At 49.6% G+C, this 10,821-nt stretch carries 14 protein-coding genes; 2 read left to right on the top strand and 12 right to left on the bottom strand.

Features of this window, described 5'->3' with window-relative positions; translation table 11 throughout:
* The first annotated feature begins 149 nt into the window (after positions 1 to 149).
* Positions 150 to 944 carry a MerR family transcriptional regulator gene (locus tag AC5OW4_RS12235; protein ID WP_072683907.1) on the top strand — a complete coding sequence of 265 codons (795 nt, stop codon included), beginning with the start codon at positions 150 to 152 and terminating at the stop codon, positions 942 to 944.
* Between the two features lie 140 nt (positions 945 to 1,084).
* On the opposite strand, the gene gpmA is transcribed toward AC5OW4_RS12235, so the two are convergent.
* The 6 genes from gpmA to AC5OW4_RS12265 form a co-directional block, all read right to left on the bottom strand.
* Positions 1,085 to 1,837, bottom strand: a complete 753-nt coding sequence (gene gpmA / locus AC5OW4_RS12240) for a 2,3-diphosphoglycerate-dependent phosphoglycerate mutase (RefSeq protein ID WP_072683908.1) — start codon at positions 1,835 to 1,837, stop codon at positions 1,085 to 1,087.
* 657 nt (positions 1,838 to 2,494) lie between these two features.
* Entirely contained in the window at positions 2,495 to 2,902 is a 408-nt protein-coding gene (gene rpsI / locus AC5OW4_RS12245; protein WP_006059536.1) for a 30S ribosomal protein S9, read from the bottom strand.
* A 15-nt stretch (positions 2,903 to 2,917) separates the two neighbouring features.
* On the bottom strand, positions 2,918 to 3,355 hold the full coding sequence (gene rplM / locus AC5OW4_RS12250; RefSeq protein WP_006059537.1) for a 50S ribosomal protein L13: 438 nt from the start codon (positions 3,353 to 3,355) through the stop codon (positions 2,918 to 2,920).
* 255 nt (positions 3,356 to 3,610) lie between these two features.
* On the bottom strand, positions 3,611 to 4,471 hold the full coding sequence (locus AC5OW4_RS12255) for a DUF4097 family beta strand repeat-containing protein (RefSeq protein ID WP_072683949.1): 861 nt from the start codon (positions 4,469 to 4,471) through the stop codon (positions 3,611 to 3,613).
* Entirely contained in the window at positions 4,468 to 5,058 is a 591-nt protein-coding gene (locus AC5OW4_RS12260) for a DUF1700 domain-containing protein (RefSeq protein ID WP_072683950.1), read from the bottom strand. The genes AC5OW4_RS12255 and AC5OW4_RS12260 overlap by 4 nt, the downstream gene beginning before the upstream one ends.
* Entirely contained in the window at positions 5,051 to 5,371 is a 321-nt protein-coding gene (locus AC5OW4_RS12265; RefSeq protein ID WP_072683951.1) for a PadR family transcriptional regulator, read from the bottom strand. Before AC5OW4_RS12265 ends, AC5OW4_RS12260 begins: the two co-directional genes overlap by 8 nt.
* Before the next feature lie 101 nt (positions 5,372 to 5,472).
* Between AC5OW4_RS12265 and AC5OW4_RS12270 the strand changes: the two genes are divergently transcribed.
* Positions 5,473 to 5,850, top strand: a complete 378-nt coding sequence (locus AC5OW4_RS12270) for a hypothetical protein (RefSeq protein WP_072683952.1) — start codon at positions 5,473 to 5,475, stop codon at positions 5,848 to 5,850.
* Positions 5,851 to 5,973: 123 nt separating this feature from the next.
* On the opposite strand, the gene truA is transcribed toward AC5OW4_RS12270, so the two are convergent.
* The 6 genes from truA to AC5OW4_RS12300 form a co-directional block, all read right to left on the bottom strand.
* Positions 5,974 to 6,774, bottom strand: coding sequence for a tRNA pseudouridine(38-40) synthase TruA (gene truA, locus AC5OW4_RS12275; RefSeq protein ID WP_072683953.1), 801 nt, complete (start codon positions 6,772 to 6,774; stop codon positions 5,974 to 5,976).
* Positions 6,771 to 7,568, bottom strand: coding sequence for an energy-coupling factor transporter transmembrane component T family protein (locus tag AC5OW4_RS12280; RefSeq protein ID WP_072683954.1), 798 nt, complete (start codon positions 7,566 to 7,568; stop codon positions 6,771 to 6,773). Before AC5OW4_RS12280 ends, truA begins: the two co-directional genes overlap by 4 nt.
* Positions 7,565 to 8,422, bottom strand: a complete 858-nt coding sequence (locus AC5OW4_RS12285) for an energy-coupling factor transporter ATPase (protein WP_072683955.1) — start codon at positions 8,420 to 8,422, stop codon at positions 7,565 to 7,567. The genes AC5OW4_RS12280 and AC5OW4_RS12285 overlap by 4 nt, the downstream gene beginning before the upstream one ends.
* A complete protein-coding gene (locus AC5OW4_RS12290; RefSeq protein WP_072683956.1) occupies positions 8,398 to 9,225 on the bottom strand; it encodes an energy-coupling factor transporter ATPase in 828 nt (275 codons plus the stop codon). Before AC5OW4_RS12290 ends, AC5OW4_RS12285 begins: the two co-directional genes overlap by 25 nt.
* Positions 9,226 to 9,460: 235 nt before the next feature.
* Positions 9,461 to 10,021 carry a hypothetical protein gene (locus tag AC5OW4_RS12295; protein ID WP_072683957.1) on the bottom strand — a complete coding sequence of 187 codons (561 nt, stop codon included), beginning with the start codon at positions 10,019 to 10,021 and terminating at the stop codon, positions 9,461 to 9,463.
* 51 nt (positions 10,022 to 10,072) lie between these two features.
* Entirely contained in the window at positions 10,073 to 10,660 is a 588-nt protein-coding gene (locus AC5OW4_RS12300) for an O-methyltransferase (RefSeq protein ID WP_072683958.1), read from the bottom strand.
* Positions 10,661 to 10,821: the final 161 nt, after the last annotated feature.

Genomic DNA, 10,821 nt, shown 5'->3' on the forward strand with positions numbered 1-10,821 from the left:
CCGATCTTACCATCGTATATAAATTAAATACCAGCATCGACGCCATCGACGGCAGGACAAAACGTATAAATTTTCGTTTTAAACTCATAATTTCTCCTTCCTGAACCAGTATAAACCTTGGTATAATACCAGAGTCAAGAGGTGAAGGAATGAAAAACCTGTATCAGATCCAGGAAATTTGCCGACTCTATCATATTGGAGCCGATTCCCTGCGCTATTACGAGAAAATCGGATTGATTCAGCCGCAGCGCAGCGCAGGCAATTACCGGCTGTATTCGCTCAGCGATATCTGGCGGCTGAACGTTATCCGCGATTTACTAAAGCTGGGATTCAGCACAGGACAGATTAAAACCTACCTGGATGCCCGTTCCGTAGCGACGACCCGCAGTCTGCTGGGCGAAAAAGAAGCCATTCTGCGGCAGAGAATCAAGGAGATGGAGAAAGACCTCCAGGATGTACAAAAGCGCCGCCAGAGCCTCGAGGTGGCGCTCAGCGAGCCGATGAATCAGGTTTGCCGGCGGACATTGGAAAAACGACGATGTCTGCTTCTCAAAGAAAAGATTGAGCGTGACGAGGATATTGATTTCCTGCTGACCAAACTTTCCGGACGGCTGGAGGAACAACTCTCCATTCTCGGCAACGGCGATACGGGTTCAATTCTGGAGCTGCAGCCTGACGGTTCAGTCCGCTGCACGTCCGTTTTCATCTGCACAGAGGATGAATCGTATGATTTCATTCTGGAAGCAGGCGATTATCTCACGCTGACCTATAGCGGGCGCTATGATACCCACGACGAGCATCTGCGTCTTTTACAAGAAACAATCGAGAAACAAAACCTGAAGCCAGCGGGAAATTTCCTTGAATTTTTACTGATCGACGTTCATGAAACCCAGCGTTACGAAGAATACGTAACCCAGCTTCAGGTGCGGGTCATTCCTGCCTGATCGCTTCCCTTAATTGAAAGGCACCCTTCTACTGCGAGGGTGCCTTTTAAATCATTGGGCTCAGAACTTTACGATTTCCAGAAATCGTTCCGGCATTTGTTAAACCTCAGATGAAATTCCAATCTGGATGACGAAATCGCTTATCCGGCGGCGGAAACCTTGCCCTGATTCAAGACAACATCCGCTTTCTTTTCCAACTCGTCTGCATCCGTTAAATAAGCATGACTGAGGACGTTAAACTCCGCGTCAAATTCATAGACCAGCGGCGCAGCAGTCGGGATCGTTACTTCCATGATTTTTTCCGCGCTCAGCTGATCAAAATAGTTGACCAGCGCTCTTAAAGAATTGCCATGCGCGACGATCAGCACTTTGTTTCCCGCCAGCATTTCCGGTTTGATCACAGCTTCAAAATAAGGGACGACGCGTTTGATCGTCGTTTCCAGACTTTCGCCATCCGGCAGCAGAGCCGGATCCACCCGCCGATACATCGTCTGCCTAAGCGCACTGCGCGGATCCCCGGCAGGCAGGACTGGCGGCAGGACGGCATATGCACGGCGCCACAGCTTCACCTGTTCCTCACCGTACTTCGCCGCTGTTTCCGCTTTATTCAACCCCTGCAGAGCGCCGTAATGCCGTTCATTCAATTTCCAGCTTTTGATCACCGGCAGCCAGCTGCGGTCCATCGCATCCAACATGTGATCCAGTGTATGAATGGCCCGCTTTAAAACTGACGTGTAACAGAGATCAAAATCAAATCCCTGATCTTTCAAAATCCGGCCAGCCTGTTCAGCTTCCCGACGTCCAGTTTCACTTAAATCGACGTCTGTCCATCCGGTAAACAGGTTCAGCTTATTCCACTCACTTTCGCCATGACGAACCAGGACCAGTTTCATAACTATCCTTCTCTCTTAGTGTTAGTTAATTCTAACTTTCATTTTAATTCTATTTCTCCTCTCATGGATTGTCAACGAAAACGACCGACGTCTCAAATCCTTTGAAGAAAAAGAAGAAATTCCGAAACAGAAATTCCCTTTGGCCACAGTTTTTTTGATCGGCATTCTTCATTCTTTCCATAGTTTATGCCAACGCAATCAAAACGGATCTAACCCCTGTTTTCTAATTTATCCTCGTTTCAACACACCGTTCACTTGCCTTCTCATTCATGGCCGCGGACATCGTTTCTCTCACGCCCATTTTCAGAACGAGGTCTCCTTGAGCAATCGTCCCCTGGTGTATTTCGATGATAAGCCTCCTGCCTCTCTCTGTCAGAGGCTGCCGCTTGTCCGCAGATACCGTTTCCTTGCTTTGCCGACGACTCAGTGTGTCCATTTTCTACATCTCCCGCGTCAGTTCTTGCCTGCCGCATCACGAAAGAGCGGCAGCTCTTTTTTCAAACAGTCATGATCAGGCAGTGACCCATCCTCTGTTCCACCTTTGAAAATCAGGCGAAAGGAATTTTTCCTGAATCAAATTCCATCAGGTTTGATCAAAAGTAAAAGCCCGGAAAATTTAGCTTTTCCGGACTCTTTGAACCATTTTGAGAATAAAGCTTAACGCTTGCTGAACTGCGGAGCGCGGCGAGCGGCCTTTAAGCCATACTTCTTCCGTTCCTTAGCGCGGCTGTCACGAGTCAGGAAACCCGCAGCCTTCAGCTTCGGACGGTAATCGCTGGAAGCTTCCAGCAGTGCCCGTGCGATACCGTGACGCATAGCGCCTGCCTGGCCGGTGAATCCACCGCCGCAGACGTTGATCTTGATGTCAAACTGACCCAGAGTTTCTGTCAGTTCCAACGGGGAACGGACAACCATGCGCAGAGTTTCTTCCGGCAGGTATTCCTCCAAAGTCTTTCCATTGATGCTCATTGCACCTGTGCCCGGGGTCATGAAGACGCGGGCAACAGCTGTTTTACGACGGCCTGTGCCGATATACGTTACGTTTGATTTCTTTTTCGCTGCCATTAGTCTTTCTCCTTACTAACCCTTGATTTTCAGCTCAACAGGTTTCTGAGCCTGATGCGGATGCTCGCTGCCCGTGTAAACGAACAGATGCGTGCGCATAACATCGCCTAACTTCGTGTGCGGAAGCATACCTTTGATGGCCTTTTCGACCCATTCAACCGTATACTGTTCCCGCATCACGCGCGTTGTGCGGACACGCAGTCCACCTGGATGCATAGAATGGCTGAAGTAGCTCTTCTTGTTATCCTGATCGCCTGTGATTTCGATCTTGTCAGCATTGATCACGATGACATAATCACCGCAGTCAACATTTGGTGTATAAGTAGGTTTGTGCTTTCCACGCAGAACCGTTGCGACTTCGCTCGCAAGCCGTCCCAGTGTTAATCCTTGTCCGTCAACGACGTACCACTGACGTACAACTTCATTTGGTTTTGCCATAGTTGTCTGGCGCATAATTTAATTCCTCCTAACCAAGTGTAGTTTCCGGGGCTACATTTGGCATAAGTTGCCGAGTATTATTCTAAACTCCCGGCTCCTTTTCGTCAACTGTTTTTTAGCCTTTTTACCGTTTATTTTCATACTTTTCCCTATTTGGAAGATTTCCACAGCTCTCCGTGTGCCATTTTGCCCGAAAACGGAAAAAGCGGCTGTTCCTGCCGCCTTCCTCATCAATACATGTTTTATGAAAATTCAAGGTTATCGGAAAGGTTATCGAAATTGAATCTCCGTATCCCCCATGGCATTATCCACCTTCAGATGATGCGTTCCAGAAGTATCCTTCCAGGAATTCGACAGATTCTGATCATAGTACGCCTCGCCGATTCCGAGACTGCCCATGGCGTTCTCCGCTTCAATCCGATAATCCGAGCGGCTTCCGTTGAGCGTCAGCATCGCATCGCCCAGCGCCACGTCAAACTTGCAGCGCCCCTGCAGCGTCCCGGTGAAATCGACGTCACCCAGCGCCATCTCAAATTCAGAATCCACAAAATCCAGATCTTCGACGATCAAATCGCCCAACGCCAGTTCCACTTCGGAATTGGTCAATGTCACGCCGCTGCCAACATAAATGGTAATCCAGCTGTGATCATGACTCAAATTGCAGTTATTGATATGATCCGGATGTTCCAGTTCCACTTTCAGAATGCCCTTTTCAACCTTTGTCTTAATGCTCTGGCAATTCCGGTAATTAATTTCCACGCGGGTCTGAGGACCATCGTTGCGCATCAGCGTGACATCGCCCAAATCGCTTTCGACGTCGATGCCTGTGATATCGGAAAAAGTCTCGTCGTACGTCTGATAATTTCCATCGCCATACCCCATGCCCATGCCATGCCAGTTATGTGTTTCATAATCCTCATCCTCGTCGTGATGCTGCCGGTTCATATGTCCCTGACCCATTCCCATCCAATGATCCCCAACGCGGATGCCGACGCCGTTTTCCAGCTGATCGACGTCAATTCCCAAATCCTGTGAGGTTAAAGCGGTCTTCCCGGTGATCAGCGAGATCGTTAAGATCAGAATCAACCCGGCTGCGCCCATACCAGCCGCAATTTTCAAAACTGTCTTCATGCCTGATTTCTCCTTTCACGAATCCATTCCACGCCTTCCTGCGCCTTCTCTCTCGCCCATGGCCAGACCTTTTTCACCAGCGCGATCAAACCGCACAGGCAAACCAGAAACAAGGCCGCGCAAATTAACATGCCACCCAAGGCCAGTCCCGCTGAAGCCCAGGAAACAAAGATCATCCTGACGGCACTCACCAGCAGCGAACCAGCCAGCCCGAAAAATAAGAACAGCAGCAGAAGAATGACCATAAACGGTAAAAACAGAAGGAATCCGAAAATGATCAGTAAAATGACAATCACGATCGCCAGCGGCACCCAGATCGGACTGGCAACCAGTGCCAGGCACAGGATCTGCGGCCACGGCCATTTCTTAGCTTCCTGCTGATCAGCATTGATCCGGCTGTTGTAGCTGCTGCGGATCCCTTTCGCAAACGCCTCCGGCGAGCCCAGATCGCGGACTGCCTGATCGAACTGATCTTCGCCCGCTTCGTCAAAATATTCCTCACAATACCGCATCGCGCTTTCCTGCTCTTCCCGCGGCAGTCCTTCCAGCGCTTCTTTCAGCCGATGCAGATAAATCTGTCTAGTCATCAAGATTTCCTCCCTCTAAAATCGTCGTTATCTTCCGGGAAAAATACACCCACTCCCGCTTATATTCTTTGTTTTTCTCCAGACCTTCGTCTGTCAGCCGGTAATATCTTCGATTTCTGCCCATTACCGCCACGTCGTAGGTTTCCAATAATTCTTCTTTCTGGAGCCTTCGCAAGACCGGATACAAGGTCGATTCCGAGACCCCCAGCGTTTCCTTGATCTGCTGGGTCAGACGATAACCATAAGTATCCTCCTTCGCCAGGATCGCTAAAACACACGCATCCAGCAGGACCGAACCAATCTGAAATGTCATGGTATCTCCTCCTTGTATAATATTATATGTTGTATAATATTATATGTCAACTAGAGTATAAATCGAATTGATTTCGTCCATACTAAGATCAGGTGATAAACATGGAACTTTCTGAACACAGACATATTTTATATTTCAGCGAACAGCCGATCATTCTGATGGAAGAACTTCTGAAAATCAAAAACATCGGTTTTACCCATATTCCTACGGGAATTCCTGAAACCGCACTTTCGCAGGCTCAGCAGCATTATATCGCGCTGAAGGCTTCGCCGTTTGTGGAAAACTCTGGAATTGGATTTATCTTATTCGGTTCCGCCTGCGATCTGGCGCTGCCTCTGCAGCAGCTGTGCGAGGTTAAGATGCTGCTGGTCAATCCGCTGCGGCACGATTATTTTCCCGCGAGGATCAGCGTCATCGAAGCCAGCGAGGAAGAATCGATGTTCCTGCAGATCAAGGCGAAGCTGGAAAATATCGTATAGGCAAGCTTTGTCTGAGCACCTTTTGCAGCTTTGACATCCTTCGCATAACACGTGGCGTCCACTGCGCAAACAAAAAAACTGATCCTTCTCAATCAGTTTTTTTAATTTATGACAAAGCTCTTTTTATTTATCCTGAACGCAACTTTTGGCCAGAGCGTCCTGTGAAGATCCACGGGATGAAGAATAATAGACCTCAACCAACGTCAATCCCTGCGGTTTGGCATTGAAATGGCAGATCTGTTTATCCCGGGCCAGCAGCATCTTCTGCACTTCCTGCGGCGTCAGCCGGCCGCGCCCAACTTCAATCAACGTTCCCGTCAGCATCCGTACCATATACCGCATGAAACCATTGCCTTCGTAAATCAATCGCAGCTGATCCCCGTCTTCAACCAGCTCCAGACGCGTGATCGTCCGCACCTGATCCGGCGTTTCCGTCCGGGAATTGGCGCAGAAGGAGGAGAAATCATGTTCGCCGATCAGATAAGCCGCCCCCTCGCGCATGGTCTGGACATTTAAAGCCCATGGCGTTTGGAAGGCATAACGGCGGGTAAATACGTTCGCATCGCCCAGCTGAATTCGGTATTCATACCGTTTCCCAATCGCGTCAAACCGGGCATGAAAATGCGGGTCAACAGTTTCGATGGAACGAATGTGGATATCTTTCGGCAGATGGCCATTGATTGCCCGCTTCCATTGGAAAGCGTTGAGTGAGAAATCGACGTCAAAATGGAAAACCTGTCCCCAGGCATGGACCTGGGCGTCCGTTCGACCGGATCCCGTGATGGATATGGGCTGCCGGCAAATGGCGCTGATCGCATCCTGAATCGTCTGTTGAATCGTCGCTCCGCGCTCGGCCGGTTGGATCTGCCAACCGGCATAATCAAAGCCATCGTAGCTGACGACCGCTTTAAACCGCTGTCTCATGCCAGCCAGAGAACAAGCATCGTTCCCAGCAGCGCGGCACATCCTGCCAGCAGCAGATAATCCCGGCCTTCCATCTTTAAGATCTTATATCGCGTCCGCGTCCGTCCCGGGCAATAGCCGCGGGCTTCCATCGCGTTCGCCAGTTCCTCAGCCCGCTGAAACGCCGACACGAACAACGGCACGATCAGTGATAAGACCGCCATGATCTTTTCTTTCAGCTTGCCCTCTTTCAAATCCACGCCGCGGCTGGCCTGAGCGCGCATGATCCGCTGCGTTTCCTCGATCAACGTCGGAATGAACCGCAAAGCGATGGAAATCATCATTGCAATCTCATGCGACGGCAGGTGAAACCGCTGAAATGGCTGAAGCAAATCTTCAATCCCCAACGTCAGATCCAGCGGTTTGGTCGTTGCGGTTAACACCGTCGTGATGATGATCATCAACATTAACCGGATTGCGATATATAACGTCTGGAATACCGCGTCGCTGTAAATCGTGAAGCCAAATATTGTGACCAACGGCGCGCCGGTGCGCAGCACGAGAATGTTGACGATCAGCAGAAACAGCAGCATGAACAACATGGGCTTCATCGACCGCCAGACAAAGTTCAGGCTCAGCTTCGCGATCAGTACGACCGCGACGGCGCAGACAGCGATGATCGCATAGCCTGAGAAGCCGGCTGGAAAAAAGATCGCGATCAGCACGATCAGCATCGCCATGATCTTCGCCCGCGGATCCATGCGGTGGATTGGGGAGTTAAGCGGCATGTATTTGCCTAACGCAAAGTTATTCATTTCAGCTTCACCTCCCGCAGGATTTCCTTCGCCAGGGAGGGAATATCCATGATGTCTTCAGACAGGTGAAAGCCGCGTTGATTCAGCATCTCACGGGTACGGATGATCGCCGGCGGCAGGATGTTTAACTGCTTTAACAGATCCGTTTTGCGGAAAAATTCATGAACCGACGTTTTCTGCAGAATTTCGCCATGATCCACAACGACGACATTGTCGCAATAATTGAGAACGTGTTCCATATCGTGCGTCACGATCAGCACGGTTTTGTTCATCTGCTTGTTGAGATTCATAAACAGCTGCATCATCGACTGAGCACCCTGCGGATCCAGGCCGGCCGTCGGTTCATCCAGCACCAGCACCTGCGGATCCATCGCCAGAATGCCCGCAATCGCCACGCGGCGTTTCTGTCCGCCGGATAAATCCAACGGCGAGCGTTCCAGCATCGTTTCATCCAAACCGACAACCTTGATGACCTCGCGGGCCCGGCGCACTGCTTCTTCTTCGCTGGCACCGAAGTTTTTCGGTCCAAAAGCGATGTCCTTCAGAATTGTTTCTTCAAACAACTGATATTCCGGAAACTGAAAGACCAGTCCGACATCCTTGCGCAAGCTTTTCAAGTGCTCCGGCTTCTGCTGAGCGCTGATCGTCCTTCCCAGAATTTCGAGCTTCCCCGCGGTCGGAAGCAGCAGCGCGTTGAGATGCTGCACCAGCGTCGTCTTTCCGCTGCCGGTCTTGCCGATAATCGCCGTGACCTTGCCTTCCTCAATTTCCAGATCCACATCTTTCAATGCGGCGTAGGCAAACGGCGTCCCACTGGAGTATGTATAGCTTAGTTTTTCAAATCGAATTGACACAGTTGATTCACCAGCCCTTCAATCGTAATCTCCGGCTTCATCGTTAAGCCGTTTTTCTTTAACTGCTGCTGCAGCTTGATGCTGAACGGAATATCCAGATGCAGGCGAATCAGTTCTTTATCCCGCAGCAGGATTTCCTCCGGCGTGCCTTCCATCTTAATCTCGCCCTGATCCATCACCAGCACATGATCGCTCTTGGCGACTTCCTCAATGTCATGGGTGATCGAGATGATAGTCAGCTGGGTTTCGGCATGCAGCTGGCGGATCACGCGGTTAATTTCATCTTTCCCCTGTGGATCGAGCATACTTGTCGACTCATCAAAAATGATCATTTCCGGCGCCATTGCGAGCACCCCGGCGATGGCTACACGCTGTTTCTGGCCTCCAGACAAGCGGGTTGGCTCGCTTTCCAGATAATCGGTCATGTTGACCTTTTCTGCGAATTCCGTAATGATGGCGTCCATTTTTTCCTGCGCCACGCAATGGTTTTCCAAACCAAATGCGATATCGTCCCGCACCGTGGAACCGATGAACTGGTTATCCGGATTCTGGAATACAATTCCCACCCGGCTGCGGATTTCCATCAGATTTTCCTCGTTTAAAGGCAGATTGTCGATCAGGATCTCGCCCTCATCTTTTTCCAGCAGCCCGATCAGCAGCTTGGCGATCGTCGACTTGCCGCTGCCGTTGTGACCGATAATTGTTGTATAACTTCCTTTCTCAATGGCGAAGGAAACATGACGCACGGCATGCGTCGCTTCGTCATAGGAAAAGCTCAGATTTTTAACTTCCAGCTGTTTCATAGTTCTCACCTCAAAGTGTTTTAATTATACAACAGATAAACTCGTTTTAAAACAATAAAGAACCCCTTATGGGAAAGGGATTTTCCAGGTCTTGACAAAGCGTTGAATTTGTTTAGCGATCTGCGGTCGATGACACCGCTTTCGCTGATTTCAGCCTTGGACATGCCCGCGAGAACCGCGATCGGAAAAAAGAAAAAGTCCGCGCCGCCGAAGCGGAAGCCGACTTGTTTCCATTTTATTTCGATTCCAGACGATATGCGTGATACTGACCGTTCAGGCAGTCGACCTGATTGGAAACGTTCAGAATATCGCTTAAGATTTTTCCTTTTTCCACAAGCAGATCCTTGCTGATCGTAAGCGACTGATCGCCGTCCGCTTCGTTGATCTGATAGTCATGTTCCTTGATAATTCGAACGAAGGTGATCAGATCCTCCACCGCCGGGAAGCTGATATCGTGATAGATCGTCACCAGTGAACCTTCCGGATAGTTCTGATCAAAATCCAGCTGTTCTTTCAGGCAGGCTGAAATGAAAGCCGGCTTTAAATAGGGATACATCAGATTGATTTCCTGTACTTCGCGGGAATACTGCGGCTCTTCTTCAGCCTTTTCTTCAGAGGCCGCTTCCGGTTCTGTTTCAGCCGGTTCTTCTTTCTGCGGCTGCGGCGTTGTTTCTTCTTCGTCGCTGCTCAGTGTAATAATCGTTTTTTCTTCGTCTTTTTTATTGGCTGCTTTACTTAACAAATAGGCGGCGCCGCCAGCGGCTGCCAACAAGCCGAATATTAATCCTTTTTTCATCGTTGTCACCGATCCTTTTCTTTATTCTATCATATTTCATCAGGTTTTAAACTATTTTCTTAATAAGCCCACGACGGCGACACCATCGCCGACCTCCGGATAGAACTGCGTGAGGCAGTCGGGATCATGCATCAGGGTTTCCCGAAACCGCCGCAGTTTTTTAATCATTTGCCGGGTGCCTTTGTTTTCAGTCAGGGACGGATCTTCGACCATTCCATGAAAGTTCAGATTATCAAAGACAAAGACGCCGCCCTTGGCAAGATTACCGCGGAATTGTTCCATATAGCGGGGATATTGCGCCTTCGCGGCGTCAACAAAAATCAGATCATAGAGCCGGTCAGTCTGAAACTTTGCGATATCCATTGCGAACACATGGATCTGAGTATCCAGCCGTTCCGCCGCAATGTTGGCAATCGCCAGCTGTGCGCGCTCGGGATCATTTTCCAAAGTGTCAATTTGAATCAACGTTGAGAGCTTCGCCATCCGAATTGCCGAATAACCGATTGCAGTGCCCAATTCCAGAATTCGGGTATAGGCTTGATTGCGAATGAGTTCCAGAATGAATTCAATACCAGTTTTCATCATAATCGGCACATGGTTTTCCTGAGCGTAAATCTCCAAATCATTAATGGACGGCATTGAATTTCCCCCTTTTTATCCTTTTTTATTCATACGCGCTATTTCCACAGGATAAGCATGACTTTATCTTTGGGCATCCCCTCATCTTTCTGACGGGGTTGATAAGAAAAAAGGCTCCCTGAGAAAGGGAACCGGAGAACCTGGCAACGAGCTACGTTCAC

The organism is Holdemania sp. (assembly GCF_986127675.1).

What these genes read in the sequence shown, in the direction of transcription:
- AC5OW4_RS12235 (WP_072683907.1), top strand. Translation starts at nt 150, where the DNA reads ATGAAAAACCTGTATCAGATCCAGGAAATTTGCCGACTCTATCATATT.
- gpmA (WP_072683908.1), bottom strand. Translation starts at nt 1,837, where the DNA reads ATGAAACTGGTCCTGGTTCGTCATGGCGAAAGTGAGTGGAATAAGCTG.
- rpsI (WP_006059536.1), bottom strand. Translation starts at nt 2,902, where the DNA reads ATGGCAGCGAAAAAGAAATCAAACGTAACGTATATCGGCACAGGCCGT.
- rplM (WP_006059537.1), bottom strand. Translation starts at nt 3,355, where the DNA reads ATGCGCCAGACAACTATGGCAAAACCAAATGAAGTTGTACGTCAGTGG.
- AC5OW4_RS12255 (WP_072683949.1), bottom strand. Translation starts at nt 4,471, where the DNA reads ATGAAGACAGTTTTGAAAATTGCGGCTGGTATGGGCGCAGCCGGGTTG.
- AC5OW4_RS12260 (WP_072683950.1), bottom strand. Translation starts at nt 5,058, where the DNA reads ATGACTAGACAGATTTATCTGCATCGGCTGAAAGAAGCGCTGGAAGGA.
- AC5OW4_RS12265 (WP_072683951.1), bottom strand. Translation starts at nt 5,371, where the DNA reads ATGACATTTCAGATTGGTTCGGTCCTGCTGGATGCGTGTGTTTTAGCG.
- AC5OW4_RS12270 (WP_072683952.1), top strand. Translation starts at nt 5,473, where the DNA reads ATGGAACTTTCTGAACACAGACATATTTTATATTTCAGCGAACAGCCG.
- truA (WP_072683953.1), bottom strand. Translation starts at nt 6,774, where the DNA reads ATGAGACAGCGGTTTAAAGCGGTCGTCAGCTACGATGGCTTTGATTAT.
- AC5OW4_RS12280 (WP_072683954.1), bottom strand. Translation starts at nt 7,568, where the DNA reads ATGAATAACTTTGCGTTAGGCAAATACATGCCGCTTAACTCCCCAATC.
- AC5OW4_RS12290 (WP_072683956.1), bottom strand. Translation starts at nt 9,225, where the DNA reads ATGAAACAGCTGGAAGTTAAAAATCTGAGCTTTTCCTATGACGAAGCG.
- AC5OW4_RS12295 (WP_072683957.1), bottom strand. Translation starts at nt 10,021, where the DNA reads ATGAAAAAAGGATTAATATTCGGCTTGTTGGCAGCCGCTGGCGGCGCC.
- AC5OW4_RS12300 (WP_072683958.1), bottom strand. Translation starts at nt 10,660, where the DNA reads ATGCCGTCCATTAATGATTTGGAGATTTACGCTCAGGAAAACCATGTG.